This is a genomic window from Bifidobacterium sp. LH_417 (assembly GCF_056357035.1).
Genome location: NZ_JBKEVI010000013.1, coordinates 13486 through 31701 on the forward strand (window position 1 = coordinate 13486; position 18216 = coordinate 31701).

Here is an 18216-nt window from a genome sequence, read left to right on the forward strand (position 1 = left end):
AAAACAGGACAAACGCGACCGTCACTCCTCGCCGCCGGTCTTGGCGGCCTTGGTGGGGTCGGCGAAGCCGATGGCGGTCTCGCCTGTCTGCGCGCCCTCGACCTGGGCGCCGGTCGAGGCCGGCCTGCCGCCCTCCTTCTCGTATGCGGTACGCGCGGCGTCGTCATTCCACTTCTCGCCCACAAGCACGCCGTGATTGAGCATGATCTCGCGCTGGGCGCAACTGGCGACGAGCGCGTCGTGCGTGACGACGATGATCGTCGTGCCCTGCTCGTGCAGCTGACGGAACAGGTCGAGCACGATCTTCTCGTTCTTCTCATCGAGGTTGCCGGTAGGCTCGTCGGCGAGGATGAGCTTCGGCTCGTTGATGAGGGCGCGCGCGATGCACACGCGCTGCTGTTCGCCGCCGGACAGCTGGCTCGGCAGATGGTGGGCGCGGTCCTTGAGGCCGACGCGCTCCAGCGCCTTCATGGCCTGGTCCTCGTCGACGACGGAATGGTAGTACTGGGCGACCATCACGTTCTCCACGGCCGTCAGATGCGGCACGAGGTAGAACTTCTGGAACACGAGGCCGATCATGTTCTTGCGCACGTCGGCGAGCTGCGAGGCGTTGAGGTCCTCGAGCTTGCGGCCTTCGAGCTTCACGGAGCCCTTCGACGGCGAGTCCATGCAGCCGATCATGTTCATCAGCGTGGTCTTGCCGGAGCCGGACGAGCCGACGATCGCCAGCCATTCACCTTCCGGCACAGTGAGGTTCAAGTCGTCCACGGCATGCAGGTCGCCGTAGATCTTCGAGATGTGGTCGAGTTCAAGCAACATGGTGGTTTCCTTTTTGACGTAGTCACGGAGGGTTCCGGTGGTTTCGGACACCCCTCAGTCCGCTTCGCAGCCAGCTCCCCTCAAGGGGAGCGGAGAGGGGCTACTCTTCGCGAAGCACGATGGCGGGGTCGATGCGGGTGGCGCGGTGGACGGGCGGGATGGAGGCGACGACGGCGACGAGCGCGGCGAGCAGCACGGACGCCACGCCGAGCGCCCAGTTGAACGCGATCGCGCGTTCGAACACGGCGACGCACAGCCAGCTGGCAAGCCCGTAGCCGATCGCCGTGCCGACGAGGCCGCCGATCAGGCCGTACATCGCGGATTCGACGTAGAACTCCACGCCGATCGCGGCGGAGCTCGCGCCGAGCGCCTTGCGCAGACCGATCTCGTTGCGCCGCTGCGAGACGATCGAGCTGATGGTCGTGCCGACGCCGACGAGTGTGAGCACGAGCACGACGAGCGAGACGATCCAAAACAGCGTCTGCAACATCGTGATGATGCGCGTGTCCGACGCGGTGATCTTGGTGACCTGCTGCGCCTTGACGTGCATCGACGTCATGTCGTTGATGCTGGTGACGAGCGCGTTCAGGTCGCTCGCGCCCGACGAGTATTCGATGACGTCCACGCCGCGCTGCACGCCGGTGAGCTTGTCGACGTCGGCGTTGGTCGCGTAGATGATGGAGTCCTCGCTGCCGCCGGTATCGACGATGCCGGCCACGCGGAACTCGGTTCCGGTGGTGTCCATGATGTCGCTGTTGACGCGGCCGTCGCGCATCTGCTGCGACGACTGGGAAGACTGCGCGGCGGCGTCCGATTCGGGCGATTCGGCGGTAGCGCCCGTGGCACCCGTGGCACCTTCCGTGGTGGCCTCTCCCCCGGTTCCGCTGCTCGAGGCAGTCCCCTCGTCAGAGGAGGTCGAGGAAGAGGACGCGTTGTCGGAGGCGCGGTAGCCGATGGTAATCGAGCCGCCGACCTTGAGACCCATCGCATCGGCGACGTCGCGGCCGACGAGCACCTTGCCGGCGGTCGGCCAGGAGCCGTCCACCACCCAATGATGGTTGAGGTTGCGCACGGCGGCGGCGTCCACGCCGGCCATCACGTACGGTGCGGCGTTGACGCGCACGTTCTCGTAGCGGTAGGTCGCGTGCTTCTGCGAGCCCTTCGCCGCGACCATCTCGGTGGTGTGCTTCACCATCGCCGCGTCGATGCCGGTGGATTTCGCGTCGGCGGAACCCGCGGCGTCGGCGGAACCCGCGGCGTCGGCGGAACCGGACGAACCGGAATCGCCGGAATCAGACGAACCGGAATCACCGGTGGGCGTGACGATGAGGTTCGCGCCGTACGCGCGCATCTCCTGGTTCATCTGCTGCGGCACGGCGATGCAGATCATCGCCAGGCAGAACAGCGTGGCCGCGCCGACCATCGACGCGATGACCGCCATGACCGCGCGCGAACGGCGGCGGAACACGGCGCTGAACAGCATCCGGAAGAACATGCCGGTATTCGTCATCGCAAACCTCCTTCACGATTCCAGCAAACACGACGATCAGCGGCCATGGAGCACCTCCGCGGGCTTGAGACTCAGAATCGAGCGGATCGACGAGGCGGAGGCCAACGCGACCGTGAGCGCGAGCAGCACGAACACAAGCACGAACACCATCGGACGCATCGTGATGCCCGAGCCGAACACCACCTGCCCGATGATCTGCGCGACGCCCGAACCGAGTCCTGCGCCGACCACCGCGCCAAGCATCGAGACGGTCGCCGTCTCCGCCATCATCAGGCGGGAGACCGCGCCGTCGGTCGCGCCGATCGCCTTGAGCAGCGCGAGTTCGCTGGACCGCTCGCCGATCGACGCGACCATCAGGTTCGCGACGGCCACGGCGGCGGCGATCAAACTCAGCACCGTCATCAGGATCATCACGGCCTGAGTCTTCTGCAGGACGTTGCCCTGCAACGCGGCGACCTGACGCACCTGCTTGGCGACCGCCCCCGGAATCACCTCTTCGATCTGGTAGGCGATCGAGCTCGGGTAGGCGGTGCAGTACCAGGTCTCCCACTCGTCCTGGCTCAGCGCGGCCGGGTTCTTCGCGGCCTTGCGCGCCAGATCGTTCTCCGGCGTGGTGAGCGCCTTCACTTCGATCTTGTCGATCGAATCGGGCAGGTCGGCGAGCACCTGCGCGGTGGACGAGGCGATGTACAGCGAACCGTTCTCGTCGTCGCCGGAATCGTAGACGCCGGTCAGGCGGATCTTCTGCGTGTGCGTCTGCCCGGACGCGGTCTTCTTGGTGAGCGTGACCGTGTCGCCGCGCTTGACGCCGAGCTGCTGCGCGAGCGTCGTGCCGATCACGCCCTGGTCGGAATCGTCCTTCGGCCAAGTGCCGTCGAGCGTCCACCACGAGCGCATGCCCTCGACGCCCACGACGGTGGTCTCGCCGGATTCGAGCTTCAGCGTCTTGTTGAACCACGTGCCGACGATCGGCGCGTTGACCGACGGTCCGCCGCCGTTCGCCCCCGCGACCTCGGCGTGCACGTTGAGCTGCGGCGCGAAGTTCGTGATGTTGAACGCCCAGAAGATCGTCTTGATCTTCGCCGCGTCGGACTCCTTGAGGAACGACGTCGGGTCGGATTCGGCGGCCGCGCCGCCCGTCGCGCCATCCGTGTTGTACAGGTCGGAGACGACGGCGTCCGACTTCGGCTGCACGGTGATGTTCGAGCCGTACGTCGACAGTTCGGCGTTGAGCTTGTCGCCCACGTCGAACACGACGCCGAGCATCGCCACGCTCACCGTGGCCGACAGGCACACGGTGAGGGCGATGAGCAGCCGTCGCCGCAACTGACGCGTGAACGACCGCGCGATCATTCGCAGAAAGAACATGACTACCTCACCTCCCGCCGGCGGGAGGTGTCATGCGCGGCATGACGGTGGGTGGTTGCCCGACGACCTCCCTCAGTCGGCTTTGCCGACAGCCCCCTCCAGAGGGGGCCGAAAACGATGTTCCCCATGGCGATTCTCCTCACTGGAAGTGGGCGCTCAGGGCGTCCAGGTCGGCGGTGTGGATCGTGATCTTGCCGTTGCCGGTCTTGTACGGGAACGGGATCGGGTTGCATCCGCCCTTGAATCCGATGGTCGCCAGGTTGATCGCGACCTCGCACTTCTTGCAGATGATCTTGCCGTCCTTCTCGTAGTAGCCGGCGTCGCCGCAGTTCTCGCACGCGTCGAGGCCGATGCCGTACGCGCCGCCGTTCTTCTTGATGATGATGAACCGCATCGACGTGCCGTCCTTCGCCTTGTATTCGAAGCGGTGCAGATGCCCGTCCTCGACCTGGCTGAACGGGATCGTCGCCACGCCGTCCTTGAGCGAATACGCTTCCGGCGGCGAGAGCGTGATCGTGCGCGTGGTCGCGGCGACGCCCGCGGTGAGCGTCACGGTCACGCCGATCGCGGCGACGAGACTCCACACGGCCGCGGCGACGGCACGACGGCGGAACGCCTTGTGCCGTCGCACGTCGGCCTCGTTCTCGCCGTCGCGCGGTTTCGTCGGCGTGCGGAAGCCGGCGACGATCGACGCGACGGCGGGGACGGCGAACACGACGCCTTGCGCGATGATCATCTGCGTGTTGTGGTTGATGGACCAGACGAGCGGCTGGAACAGGAAGTGCGGGAAGAACAGCGAGTGCGCCTGGATGATCTGCAAGAGTCCGGTCGCATGCTGGACGAACAGGATCGCCATCATCGCCGCCGCGGCCGCGGTGAACGCGGGCCGCACGGCGGTGTTGCGCATCGTGCGGAAGATAGCCGCGACGATGACGGACATGACGACGCCGAGCACGAAGCCGAGCGCGCGCAGCAGCATCGCCGAGGTGAACGCGGTCTCGCCCGGCTCCACCCAGATCGTGAGCTGAAGGATCACGTCGGGCAGCGCGTAGAAGACGGTGAGCGCGATGGCGAGGGCGCCGACCGCGTTGGCCGCGTGCATGAGCGGCGCGTGCCTGCGCCAGTCCGTGGTAATCCAGTGCCCGGCGATGACGGCCACGATGGCGAGCACGTCGACGATGACGGCCACGGTGAGCACCGGCTGGTTGACGAAGGTGCGCTGGTTGATGACGGCGGTGGCGCGTAGGGCGGCGAACACGATGGCCGCGACCGTGCCGAAGAGGAGGCCGTAGAGACGCCAGTGGGCGCTGAACGGTTTGTCCTTGCCTTCGCCGACCGTGAGCGTCACGCTCAGGCACATGACCAGCAACGCGGGTGCCAGCGTCCCCGGCATCACCGCAACGAATTGTTCCAGCATTCGCGCCCTTTCGATTGTATGCGACTCCCTGCGATGAGGGAGCTGACCGCCATAGGCGGACTGAGGGAGAGATTACCGCAAAACGGACTGAAGCCCCCTCTGACGAGGGGGCTGTCGGCGAAGCCGACTGGGGGAGAGACCGCGGCGGCAGCCGTGATGAGAGGGAATCGGCCTTCGGCCGATACCGTGTTCTCCGCGGCTTGCGCCGCTCTTCTTCTCTCCCTCCGTCATCGCTTCGCGATGCCACCTCCCTCGTCAGAGGGAGGCATCACCGGCGAATAACGGACGTTCGCTTACGCGAACGGCTGTTCGCTTCACGGCTCGGCCACTCCGCCGTGGTGATTTCCTACGGAAATCACCACTGACGCGGCGTGTACTCCCAGTTGTCGAAGGTGACTTCGAGCGGCTCGGTCCAGAAGTGGCCCTTGACGCCGGTCTCCGGGTCGACGTGGAGCATCCAGCCCTTCTTGGCCGGGGACTCGATCGAGAGCTTCAGCTGGTAGGTGCCGGCCTTGTCGAGCTTGACGTTGGCGCCGTAGTGCGGGCCGTCGGAGGCGTTCATCTGCATGAAGGTGCCGGAGGTGGCGGTGCCGCCCTCGACTTCCTTGCCGGTGGACTTGTCGATGATCGTGTAGTTGACGGTCAGGTCCGGGATGAAGTTGCCCTTGCCGTAGCCGAGCTCGGTGCCCTTCTTGTTGGCGTGGATGTCGGCCTCGAGGTGGAAGGAGGCGTCCGCGGCCTTGAGGCCCATGGAGGACGGCTCCATGTCGATCGGCTGGAAGTAGACGGCGCCGACGGTCAGCGGGCCGACTTCCTGATCCTGCTCCTCGGCGGTACCGGACGGGCCGACCGGGACCTCTTCGAAGCCGGCGCCCGAATCGGAGGCGGAGGAATCGGAGCCGGAGCCGGAGGACTGCGAGGAGGAGTCCGACTTGGCGGAGGAGGTGTCGTTGGAGGAGCCGCAGGCGGCCAGCGAGAACGCCATCGAACCGGCGAGCAGCACGCCGAGCAGGGCGGCGATCTTCTTGTTCTTCATCATTTCTCTATCCTTTTCTTGTGGGAGTGAAGGGGACCTCACGAAAGGGACTTCACAGCTTGTTGGTTGAATTATCGATTACTCGGGAAAGTCTTACTTGGTGGAATCGGCCTTCGCGGCGGACGCCTTGAGCTTGCGCTGCTTGGCGAAGCCGACCACGAACAGCGCGATCACGGCGACGGCCGCGAGCACCTGCGCGACGATGCACTCGACGTACGGGTAGAAGCCGAGCCAGTCGTTCGTCGGCACGCCGTCCAGATAGATGGCGGGCAGCAGGTCGCCTTCGATGAGCGCGTGCACGCCGCCGCCGGCGAAGACGACGACCAGCACGGACATCAGGATCGACGTGACGAGGAAGAACGGGCCGATCGGAATCTTCACGGAGGTGAAGCGGATGATCAGGAAGATGATCACCAGCACGACTGCCGCGGCGATGCCGCCCGTCCACATGCCCTTCGAATCCTGGCTCATCGAGTAGATGGACTGGTAGAAGATCACGGTCTCGGCGCCCTCGCGGAACACGGCGAGGAAGCTCAGCATGGCGAGCGAGACGATCGTGCCGAACGCCACCTTCTCGCCGGCCTCGACCTGTTCGGAGACGGACTTGACGGCCGCCTCGGTCTTGGTGCGGATGTAGCGGTTCCACGCCTCGACGCTCGACTTGTTGAGCATCCAGTTGCTGGTCCACAGGAGCATGCCCATGGCGATCAGTGCGCACACGCCCTCCATGATCTCCTGCTGCGGGCCGGAGCCGCCGAACAGGAGCGTGAAGATCACGGCGATGATGCCGGAGCCGGCGAGGCCGACGACGACGCCCAGATAGATCCACTTGGTGAAGCGCTTGTTGCCGGACTTGACGAGGTAGGCGATCACGGCGGCGACGACGAGCAGCGCCTCAAGACCCTCGCGGATGAGGATGAGGAACGCCTGGCCGACGGCGCTGGTGATGAACTTCGTGAAGCCGCCCTCCTTGTCGGCGGCACCGCCGTCGAGGATGCCGGCGTCCTTGACGAGCATGGCCTTGAGGTCGTCGACGAGCTTCTTCGTGGACTTCAGATCCTTGCCCTTGTTCATCGCCGAACGGCACATCTTGAACTGGTATTCGACCTGCGAGACGCGGTTGCCGGAAATCGCGTTCATCACGTTCTTCTCGAAGCCGAGCTTCTCGTAGTACTGGTAATACGCGTTGTTGACGAGGGTGGCGCCCTTGGCACCGTCGCCCTTCTCGTACGCCTTGTACGCGTTGTCGAGAATCGGGAGCATCTCGTTGGCCACGTCGGTCCAGGAGCGGTTGCCCTTGCCCGGGTTCTTCTTCTTTTTGGCGTCGAGCTCCTTGCGCTCCTTGTCGAGCTGAGCCTGCAGCGCCTTCGCGTACTCCTTCGGCTTGGCGAGCCCGGTGTTCGCGTCGAGCTGCTGCGCGGTGGCGTCGAGGTCGGCGACGAGCGCGGTGATCTTCTGGTCGAGCTCGTCGTTGTTGCCGGGCACGTAGGAGAGGTTCTGGATGTCCTGGAACGCCTGCTGCTGGGCGGACTGCTTGTCCGCGCCGATTGTGGAGTTCACGACGGCGGTGAAGTTGGAGGCGACGTAGATCGAGTTGTACGCGGCCATGAAGTCGGAGGTCGCGCCGGACGTGTTGCCGTCCTCGTACTCCTTCTGGCCGTCCTGCAGCTGTTCGGCCATCGCCTCGGCCACGGCGGACCAGGTCTTGTAGTCGGTGGCGCTCTTGGTGGCGGAAGACAGGCCGGACGACGAGGAGGACGAGCTGGAGTCCGCGGCGGTCGCGGTCTGCGGGACGGCGGCGAACGGCGTCACGGCCATCACCACGATCATCATCAACGCGCCGGCGAGCGCGACAAGCTTCGCCGGGGCACGATTGAGCAACGTGGACATTCCAGGGCTTCCTCTCTTATTTCGCAATCTCTCAGAACGATAGAGAAAAAATTCCTGGAACAACAGTCTTGATTTTTGGATTGTTCTGAGGTAGTCGCCGTCTGAAACGCTGAATCATCATCGGGAACCACGGTTTCACCACGATTCCGCCACATTCAGGCGGGCGCGGCACCGCTCGCGATGTCTCATATCGCGAACAGGCCGCGCCATCGCCCGCCTTGCGTCCACATCGCGGAACACCGTCGCCGTGACTGTCCGCGCCGGACCGGCGGTCAGCGTTCGAGCACGGCGAGGACCTTGCGTTCGTCGTAGAAGGCGAAGACCACGCCGCCGATGCCGCACAGGATGGCGGCGCACACGGCGGCGATGCGGTAGCCGGTGCCGGATGCCATGCCGATCGTGGAGACTCCGGTGAACAGGAGCATTGCGACGGATTGGCCCATCTTCATTGCGAACGTGCGTGCCGCGTAGAACATGCCCTGCCGGTCCTGACCGGTGGTCTTCGAACTGGCGTCGGCGATGTTGGCGACGATGGCCTGCGGCAGGATGCCGAACGCGGCCATCGGGATCGCGCCCGCGACGGACAGCACGATGCCCTGCGCCATCGGCGGGATGAACGCGACCGCCGCCGAGCCGAGCGCGCCGGCGAACGCGAACGCGCAGGTGAAGATCACGAACGCGACGAGCAGCAGCCGCTTCTTGCCCACCCGATTGGCAAGCAGGTTGACGGGCACGTAGAACAGCACGGAGACGCCGGTCATCAAGACGAAGTAGACGGTGGTCGTGGTCTCGGGGAGTTTCAGCAGCGAGGTCACGAAGAACGGCAGGCCGGTCTGGAACGTGGTGATCGCCACCCAGTAGACGACGTCGGAGCAGACGAACTTGCGGAATTCGCCGTCGCCGAACGTCTGCTTCAATGATTCGACCGTCGATTCGGACGTGGGCTGCGAATCGACGTAGTCCTTCTCGCGGATGGCGAGCGGCGGCACGAGCATGCACACGAACGCGACCGCCGCCATGATCGTGAACGTGACGCGGATCGCATCCACGCGGCCGAGCGTCGGCACGAATCCGCCCCAGATGACGGGCGCGACGTAGGCGACGGCCGTGCCGAACACCCACGTGAACGAGATGGCGGTGGAGATGGCGAGCTGCTGCTTGGAATCGTGGCCGAGCTCGGCGATGAGCGCGTTGTAGGGCGTGCAGTAGAAGGTGAGCGCGATGTAGTAGCCGATCACGGTGACGAACAGCACGGCCGCGTTCGCCCAGCTCGTGCCGTTGACCGGACTCCAGAAGACGAGCACGGTGACGAGCGCGAGCGGGAGGGCCGCGAACTTGAGGAACGGCATGCGGCGGCCGGCGCGCGCGTCGCAGCGGTCAGAGAGGGAGGCGACGGCGGGGTCGATGAACGCGTCGAAGAAGCGGGCGAACGCGGTGATGCCGCCCACCACGGTGACGACGCCGAGCACGGCGAGCCCCTGCGGCACGAACACGGTCTGGCCTTGGGCGATGGTCTCGTTGTCCGGCTGATAGAAGTAGACGAGCCAGTTCGAGATGATGCCGCTCAGCAGCGCCCAGCCGAACTGGCCGACCGCGAACGCCATGATCTTCGACTGCGGCAGATTCCTCACCGTCGTCTTGCCTGCGGTCACCCGTCCGCCGTCACCCGTTCCCGCGGACCGGCGTCCGCCCGTTGTCGCGTCATCCATCATTAACTACCTCCGTGACGTCATTGACACTGTGTCAATAGTAACACCCATCCCCATCAACATGCCTCACGCCGCGACGCAGCCGACTCTTGACGCGATACGCGCGTTCTGCCGAAGACGCCGCATACACGCCGCATACGATGCGGTAGACCAGTTCTTTGCATGGTGATGCGCATGGCCGTGCAGTCGTGGTTTCATCCCCCCCTCCCGCTGGCGGAACACACCAATCAAGCTACAAACGCACTGCGGGGCAATCGTCATCCCCCTCCCGATGGCGGGAGGTGGCGCGCAGCGCCAGAGGGTGGTCACGGATTGGAATCCGATGCGTCCACCGGTGCGGTGCCAGTCGGTCCGGGCGCAGACCGGTCATTTCGGGGCGTGTGCAGGCCAGCTCCTCTCCCCTCCCGCTGGCGGGAGGTGGCGCGCAGCGCCGGAGGGTGGTCACGTGGCAGTGGCGCCGGACCGGTGATCGCATGGCGGAAATGCTGGGATTCCCCTCCAAGGTTGTCGGTCGGCGCACAACCTCGCGCGGGTGACTGTCGCGGGTGGCGCGCCACGGATTCCCAGCGCGGGGCCGGTCAGTCCGGTCGCGGACCGGCCGTTTCGGGCGCGGGCCAATCGTTTCAGGCGCGGGCCGATCGTTTCAGGCGCGGGCCGATCGCTTGGGGGTGTGCAGGCCAGTTCTTCTCCCCTCCCGCTGGCGGGAGGTGGCGGTCAGGTTGCGGATGTACTGCGGGATGATTGGTATTTTCCTCCCGCTGGCGGGAGGTGGCGCGCAGCGCCGGAAGGTGGTCGCGGGCCGCAACCCGATACGTTCGCCGATGCTGGGCTGGCCGGTTCGGGCGCGAGACCGGCCGTTTTCAGACGTGGGCCGGCTGGTCGTTCAGACATGGGCCGGCCGTTCCAGGATGCGTGCGGCGGGCGCGTGCGGCGCGCGGCTCCCCACACCCCGCTCCCGCACCCTAGGCCCCATACCCCGCGTCCTACGTCCCGCATCCCGGCCGGGTCTGCTCCACAACACATGTCGGAGAGCCTGTTGTGGAGCAGCCTCCCGCCTCGACCCCCGCGAGAACCCCTGTTTCCAGCGTTCCCAGCCCGTAAAGCGCGCCACAACTCCCCGCAATCCCGGCTCCCGCCCCTGTTGTGGAGCGGGACCGCTCCACAACAGCCGACGGTATCGCTCCCACCGCGCGTCGTGGAGCAGACAGACCCCCACAACGCGCCACAACTCCCACGAACCGCCTCCCACGGCCGTGTTGTGGCGCACCACCGTGCCACAACACCATCCTCACGCGCTGTTGTGGAGCACAGGGACATCCCCAGGTCCGAAGGCCGGCTGTCCGCATCACCCCGGGAGACCGTTCCCTGTCCGCTCGCCCCATCCCGGCGTCAGAAATCCCGGATGAAGCCGTTTATTCCCGGGATATGTGACGCCGACCAGCGGGGGTGCATGACTCAGCGTCACAAATCCCGGACGACGGAGCCGTCCTCCCGAACCCGGGACGCTGAGAAGGACCCAGCATCCCAGATTCCGGACGAAGCCGCTCATCTCCGGGATATGTGACGCTGGGAATGACTCAGCGTCAGAAATCCCGGAAGAAGCCGTCGTTCTCCGGGATTTGTGACGCCGGTGCGGATACGGCGCATCGTCCTGCCGGGGCGGGAATAGCGGCTCCGGGCCGCGGGCCAGTCAATGCCCCAAGGAAAGGAATGGAATCCCGGCCTTCCCGGCAACCACCCTCCGGCGCTACGCGCCACCTCCCGCCAGCGGGAGGAAAACACGAGGGACGCTCGCACACGCCACCTCCCCTCCAGCGGGAGGGGAGACACGAGGGACGGAACCACATGATCATACGACGACGACGGCTGGCGGTTGCGCCAAAGACGAGAGCTGGGCCGCATGGTCGGAGACGCAGGGAGGAGCGCAGGGGCGGAGGCACCCCGCATCCGCCCTCGGAACACTCCTTCCGCTGCGCCGACACCGCATCGCAACGCCCCACCCGTATACCCGCCCATATAATAGGGAGCACGAGAAGACGAGCCGACGCTAAGGAAGCGCATCATGGACGATCAGCGCAGTACCCAGCCATTCCAGCCAACTCAGCCCACTCAGCCCACTCAGCCGCCCCAACCAGCCCAGCCGAATCAGCTGCCCCAACCAGCCCAGCCGAATCAGCCGATCCAGCCGAATCATCCGTCGATTCCGGAGCGCCCGCAACCGTCGATGCCGCAACGGCCACAGCGACCGCAACCGTATGCCCCGCCAGCGCAATCCCCGACACCCTCACCCGCACCCGCGCAATCCCCCACACCCACGCAATCCCCCACACCGGCACCCGCACCCGCGCAATCCCCGACACCTACGCAATCCCCCACACCCACACCCACACCCACGCAATCCCCCACACCCACGCAATCCACCGCGCCCGCACTCACACAATCCCCCGCACCAACACCGGCAGGACAGCCCGCCGCACGCATGAAACGACGCCCGGTGAAACGCATCATCGCCGCGATCGCCGCAATCATCGTCGTGCTGCTGGCGTTCGACGGATTCCTGCTCTACCGGTCACACGTCGCCCACGGCCCCTCGGGCGCCGCCTCCGACCTGCTCGCCGCATACCGCGACGGCGACGAGGCCGCCTTCACAAACCTGCTCGCCGCGAACGGCACCGGCGCCTCGGTCGCGCTCGGCGGCATGACCACGGCGATGCGCACGCACATGTCCTACGACGTGCACGACAACGGCCTCTTCTGTTCCGGCACGTGCACGATCCGCGCGACCATCACCAACGTCGACTTCGCGAGCATCGCCACGGACACGACGTTCATGAAGCAGTACGCCGAGGCGGCGGCGAAGGCGGGCTCCGGCCAAGGCGCCGACGCACGCAAGGCGGAACGGCAGGCGACATCGATCTTCACCGACAAACTCGCCGCCGCGAACGCACCGACGAAAGCCTACGACGTCACCATGCAGCTCGTCGAACAGGACGGTTCATGGAAGGTGACGATGACCGCCGACCTGTCGAACGCGCTGCTCGGCGGCCTGCCCGACTACACGGCGAATCCGGCGAACAGTGCCGCCGACTCCGACGGGAAGGCGCAATGATGACCGCCGCAAGCCGCCGTATCCGCGCGATGTTGCGCCCGATCATCGCCGCCATCGTCGCCGTGCTCACCATCGCCGCGCCGGCAGCGACGGCTTCGGCAAGCGACATCCAAAGCATCTCCATCGCGAGACTCAACGTCGGCGCGATGCTCGACTCGGCATCGGACCTGCACACGATGGACGTGGGCATCGTCGACAACGCGCGTCTCTACGCGAAACCCTCCGACATCGCGACCGTGACCGGCATGGACGTGACCGTCACGCCGATGACGGTCACGTTCCGGCGCGGCTGGTACACCATCGACGTGTCGCGCCGGCTCGGCTATGCGAACGTGTACCTCACGCGCAGCGACGACGCTGGCGGCGTCGAACGCATCCCGATCGTGCAGGACGCTTTCCCGATGCGCACGTTGGAGACCGAGGAGCTGGGCGTGTTGCTGCCCCTGGGGCAGACGCTGTACCTCGCCAACGCGGGTTGGACGATGAACAAGGATGAGACGATGCTCATCATCGACGCGCCGAAGGCGACGTTCTGGACGATGATGGAGGGCTTCGACGCGCTTGGCTCCGACGTGGCGAGCGCGAGCGCGCTGCTCAACGGCGGCGACGAGTCGAGCGACCCGGACGACGCCGACTACAGCGGCATGTACACGTTCGTCTTCGCGCTCAAGCATTTCGACACGTCGATGCTCGTACCCAAGCTCGGCACCACGTACAGCCAGAAGGCAGCGGACATGGCGTTCGAGTCGCTGCTCACCGACGATTTCTCCGCCGTGCCGGATGACGAGGAAGCCGACGAGGAGTGGGTGGACTACATCAACGACGTCGGCAAGACCTACACCAATCTGAACCGGTATCTGCAGACCGGCCTCGACGCCGCGAACATGGACGAGCTGGCCGAGGAGGCAAGCAAGCGGATCGCGGCCGTCACGAAATCGGGCAGCGTCGGCATCATGCGCAAGCGCCTGACCACGAAACAGGCGTACAGGATCGAGCAACTCGACACGATCACGAAGGGCATGGACAAGGCGGGCACCGCGGTAAGCGGCATGCTCTCTTACCTCAACGCGATGGACACGGCCGGCAGCGTCTCGTCCGGCTATCTCAGCCAGCTCGACGCCCTGCAGAAGGTCGATGAAAGCGGATTGGCGGACAAGGACTCCCGCAAGCTCGTCGCGAACTACAAGAAGCGCGCGAAGAAGATGGCGGACAGTTCACGCAAACCGTTGCAGGAGTATGTGAAGAACCAGGTCAACGACAAGCTCGCCGGCAAGGCTTCCGACTATGTGACCGGCAAGATCCCGTATGTGAAGGCGGTCATGGGCGGCTACAAGCTGGCGCTCACCACGGCGTCGTTCACGCCGGGGCTCAAGAACCTGCTCAAGGCTGGCGATGACGGCACGACGGCCAACCAGCTCATCAACATCGCGACGATCGCGTACGCGGAGGCGGGCCGGCATTGGTCGAACTGCCTGCGCGCGCAAAGCGGCGTGGATATGACGGAGGTCGATCTCGCCCGCACGTACTATCTGCTGGCGGTGCGTTCGATGATGCGCTTCTACGATCTGCTGTACGGTCTGCGTCGGAACGAGTATTATCTCGGCACCAACAAGGCCCATCAGGGGCTGACCGACCTGAACCGCGACGAGGTCAACCGGAAATTCGACGAATCGGCGATTCCGAAACAGTGGGCGCAACGGGCGCGGCAGCTGCGTCTGACGGCGACCATGCTGTCGTCGCCGAGCTCATGGGCGTCGGCCGACTGCGATTATGCGAACGAACTGCACGCCGACTACTCGCGTTTCTACAACACCAGCCACCGGTCGGACCCGGTGCGCACGGAGCTGTACACCGGCCCCGACAGTGAGATTCTCACGTTCCGCGGCACCACCCACGAATACGAGGACGACGATAGTTCGAGCGGCGGTTCGGACAGCGGTTCGGGCGGCAACAAGTCGACCGCCGACCGCACCGACCCGTTCAAGCAGGGCGGCGTGATCGACGCTTCCGACTACGCCTACACGCGCGGCGAAGGCAGCTATGCGATGGCGTTGCAGAAGGACGGCACCGTCAAGGAGTGGGATACGCACGGCGACTACGCGGGCGACGGACCCGGCGTCACGGTGGAGGGGCTGCCGAAGATCACGGCGATCTACGGCGACAACACGTCGGCCCGGTATGCGGTGGACACGTCCGGGCAGTTGTGGGCATGGGGGTCGACGTCGTCGCTGTGCGGTGTGAGTTCGCTCGGTACGGGCGTGCACGAGCCGAATCTGAGCTCGGGCACCTACTCCGGTACCGACGTTCCGGCGAAGGTCATCGGCATGGACGACGTGAAGCAGGTCGCCCTCGGCTGCAGCACCTACTACGCGCTGCAGAACGACGGCACCGTGTGGACGTGGGGCAAACGGTATTCCACGTCGATGGGCGACACGATGACCGAGCCGGTGCGCATCACCACATTGGGCGACGTCAAGGCGATCGCGGCGTGGGGAGGCACGACTCTGGTCGCGTTGAAGAACGACGGTTCCGTCGTGCATACGGCCTGCGATCAGGGTGACTGCGATCCCGCGGACGCCACGGTGCGGACGGTCGACGGCGCCCCCGACGACGTGGCGTTGTTGAACACCTATGAGGGCGGCGACGCGTTGATCGACGGGAACGGTTCCGTCTGGATGCTCGACTACGGCTCCGGCTCATCCGACCCGACCGCCACGAAGGTCGATGGCCTGTCGGACATCCGCATGGTCTACACGGACAACGACATGGGCCAGGACGGCACCGACACCAGCTACGCCATCGACGGGGACGACACCCTGTGGGGCTGGGGCACGAACGGCGGCGCGTGCGCGTCCGACGACACGGACGGGGACGCCACCTACTCCGGCGCGATCGGCGATGGCACATGCGATTCCCACAAGAGCACCCCGGTCAAGGTGATGGACGACGTGCGCGACGTGTCGATGAGCTTCGGAGGGCGCCTCACCTACGCGCTCAAGACCGACGGCACCGTATGGACGTGGGGCGTGGGCGACGGCGACGATCCTTCGTGGAACCGCCCGAAGAAGGTGGCGGGCATCTCGAACGCCTCGCGGATCGCGCATCACCATGTGGTGCTGAGCGACGGCAAGGTGCAGCGTCTCGACTTCGCGACGGACCAGCAGTCCGGCGACCAGCCCTACACGCCCATCAGCTCTGCCGGCACCATCATCAAGGGCGTCAACGTCAGCGCCAAGTAGGAGCGTGCGGGCCGCGCCATCTCCGGCATCGCGAAGGTGATGCGGCCCCGTTCGCTCCTACAATGGGCATCCATGACGTCACTTGCCGAACGAATGCCGCACACGATGAGCTTCCCCCACGCACTGGGCACAGGAATCATCGTGCAGACGGAACAGGACCTCGACCCCCAGCCGCCGTCGGGAGACGATCTCGACGCGATTCTGGAGTTCGCCCGCACCCATCATGGCCCGTCCGGCTACGACGGCATCGACATGTTCATCGACGACTACGAGACGGCCCTGTCGCGTTTCCGCTCCGACTCGACCGTCACCGCGATGGCCCGCGCCGAGCATGGCGGCACGTTCACATTCCCCGACTGGGCGGCGCCGCTGCTCGACCTGATCGATCTCCTGTGCGAGGCGACGGGCGGCGCCATCGATCCGTGCGTCGGCGAGGATCTCATCCGTCTCGGCTACGACGCGCGCTACTCGTTCACGACGACGCCGGACGCGACCGGCCATCTCGGCGCGATTCACGGTCGCGCGACATGGCGCGACGACGTGACGCGCGCCGGCGAGCGTGGCACGACGCTCGTCACACGCCGACCGGTGTCGCTGGATTTCGGCGCGTGCGGCAAAGGCTATCTGGTCGACCTGATCGCAAAGAAGCTGCATGACGACCACGCGGACGCCTTCGTCATCGACGCGGGCGGCGACCTGTTCGTCGACGCGGGTGCGCGCGACGACTCCGCCGAACCGGTCGTCATCGCGCTTGAAGACCCGTCCGACGCCGACCGCGCGATCGGCACGGCGGATGTCGCGCGAGGCGCGTTCTGCGCGAGCGCGCCGAGCCGCCGCCGCTGGAACGCGCGCATCCCGGGCGAGAGCGAAACGATCGCGGTCCACCATCTGCTGAACGCGGTCGACGGTCGCCCGGTGGACGACGTCGCCGCGACGTGGACCACCGTGCCGATGCCGCACGACGTGGCTGTTTCACGTGAAACAGTCACGCGGGAGGCATCGCAGACGCAGGATTCGCCCGCCACTTCCCCACACCGAGACGACACCACCGGCCCCGCCCTCACCGCCTATCCGACCGCGCTGGCCGACGGTCTGGCGACCGCGCTGTTCGTCACCACGCCGAACGAGCTGCACGAGCGGATCACGACGCTCGCGCCAGGTCTCGCGTTCGAATGCGCCGTGCTGAACGCCGACCACACCGCCGTCGTCTCCTCAGGATTCCCCGGCACGCTGTTCATCGCATGATCAGCGACGCGCCTGCGGCATGGGAACGCAGGCCCGGGCGCACAGGCGCTGACGAGCACGAAGGCCCGGATGCACAGCCGCGAAATCCCGCCGTCTCACCATTGCGCGCGAATTTCGGGCATCGGGGCGGATTTGGTTGCGCCACGGCGGCGAGCGGGTATACTCACTTGGGCTTATCAGCCCGCCGGTCGCATACCGGCCCCACAACACGACGCGACATCGACGCCACGCCGGCGTGATGGCCGATCGACACGAGATACGAAGGACACCCCCGATGACAGAGCAGCACGTGCCGAACGACGAGCCCCGCAACACCGAAACCACCGGCGCACAGCAGCCGAACCAGCCGAACCAGTCGCAGCAGCCGCAGCAGAATCTGAAGAAAGACGCGCGCATCGGCGCGATCGTCGCCGTGGCGGTCACGATCGCCGCCATCGCCACGTTCACGCTCACCTGGGGCGGCGGCAAGGCGAGCGCCGAATCCGTGGAGAACTGCAAGGCGCAGCTCGTCGCGCTCGAAGCGCACCAGGACGCCCTCAAGACCGTGCAGGCCGAAGTCGACGACGTGATGAAGAACGCCGACAGCAAGACCGACGCCTCCCAGCTCAAGGATCTCAAGGCGGCGCAGGCCGAAGTCGACGAGCTGGGCGACGCGCCCACCTGCCCGCCCGACGGCTCCCAGAAGGACGTGGACGAGGCAATCACCACGATCCGCGACTACTCGGAGAACCTGCGCAGCGCGACCAGCGGCCTCGACGCCGCGGCGAAGGCCATCGGAGGCGACGCCGAATAAACGTGACGGTCGTGTGAGACCCGGAGGCTTCCAGCCGACTTTCAGGCCCGCCGTGCCATACTGGAGCCGACCAAACGAGAA

General features: G+C 65.9%; 10 protein-coding genes and 1 pseudogene. 4 read left to right on the forward strand and 7 right to left on the reverse strand.

The window, feature by feature from the left end; translation table 11 throughout:
* Nucleotides 1-21: 21 nt before the first annotated feature.
* The 7 genes and pseudogenes from AC1AYR_RS08265 to AC1AYR_RS08295 all read right to left on the reverse strand — a co-directional run bounded on the left by AC1AYR_RS08265 (nucleotide 22) and on the right by AC1AYR_RS08295 (nucleotide 9647).
* Nucleotides 22-819, reverse strand: a complete 798-nt coding sequence (locus tag AC1AYR_RS08265; protein ID WP_476512265.1) for an ABC transporter ATP-binding protein — start codon at nucleotides 817-819, stop codon at nucleotides 22-24.
* Between the two features lie 100 nt (nucleotides 820-919).
* Nucleotides 920-2032: pseudogene (locus AC1AYR_RS08270) on the reverse strand (ABC transporter permease); the annotation flags it as partial.
* Between the two features lie 333 nt (nucleotides 2033-2365).
* Nucleotides 2366-3697, reverse strand: coding sequence for an ABC transporter permease (locus AC1AYR_RS08275; protein WP_476512266.1), 1332 nt, complete (start codon nucleotides 3695-3697; stop codon nucleotides 2366-2368).
* A gap of 139 nt (nucleotides 3698-3836) precedes the next feature.
* The gene (locus AC1AYR_RS08280; RefSeq protein WP_476512267.1) at nucleotides 3837-5114 is read right to left on the reverse strand and encodes a Fe-S-containing protein; all 1278 of its coding nucleotides are present in this window, start codon (nucleotides 5112-5114) and stop codon (nucleotides 3837-3839) included.
* 355 nt (nucleotides 5115-5469) lie between these two features.
* Complete coding sequence (locus tag AC1AYR_RS08285) at nucleotides 5470-6153, reverse strand: iron transporter (protein WP_476512268.1); 684 nt, start codon at nucleotides 6151-6153, stop codon at nucleotides 5470-5472.
* 90 nt (nucleotides 6154-6243) lie between these two features.
* Nucleotides 6244-7983, reverse strand: a complete 1740-nt coding sequence (locus tag AC1AYR_RS08290) for an FTR1 family iron permease (protein ID WP_476512297.1) — start codon at nucleotides 7981-7983, stop codon at nucleotides 6244-6246.
* Between the two features lie 329 nt (nucleotides 7984-8312).
* Entirely contained in the window at nucleotides 8313-9647 is a 1335-nt protein-coding gene (locus tag AC1AYR_RS08295) for an MFS transporter (protein ID WP_476512298.1), read from the reverse strand.
* 2581 nt (nucleotides 9648-12228) lie between these two features.
* On the opposite strand from AC1AYR_RS08295, the gene AC1AYR_RS08300 reads away from it, so the two are divergent.
* The 4 genes from AC1AYR_RS08300 to AC1AYR_RS08315 all read left to right on the forward strand — a co-directional run bounded on the left by AC1AYR_RS08300 (nucleotide 12229) and on the right by AC1AYR_RS08315 (nucleotide 18135).
* On the forward strand, nucleotides 12229-12858 hold the full coding sequence (locus AC1AYR_RS08300) for a hypothetical protein (RefSeq protein ID WP_476512269.1): 630 nt from the start codon (nucleotides 12229-12231) through the stop codon (nucleotides 12856-12858).
* The gene (locus AC1AYR_RS08305) at nucleotides 12858-16097 is read left to right on the forward strand and encodes an RCC1 domain-containing protein (protein WP_476512270.1); all 3240 of its coding nucleotides are present in this window, start codon (nucleotides 12858-12860) and stop codon (nucleotides 16095-16097) included. The genes AC1AYR_RS08300 and AC1AYR_RS08305 overlap by 1 nt, the downstream gene beginning before the upstream one ends.
* A gap of 72 nt (nucleotides 16098-16169) precedes the next feature.
* Complete coding sequence (locus tag AC1AYR_RS08310) at nucleotides 16170-17342, forward strand: FAD:protein FMN transferase (RefSeq protein WP_476512271.1); 1173 nt, start codon at nucleotides 16170-16172, stop codon at nucleotides 17340-17342.
* Nucleotides 17343-17616: 274 nt separating this feature from the next.
* Nucleotides 17617-18135 (forward strand): hypothetical protein, encoded by a 519-nt coding sequence (locus tag AC1AYR_RS08315; protein ID WP_476512272.1) that lies wholly within the window; start codon nucleotides 17617-17619, stop codon nucleotides 18133-18135.
* The last annotated feature ends 81 nt before the right edge of the window (nucleotides 18136-18216 follow it).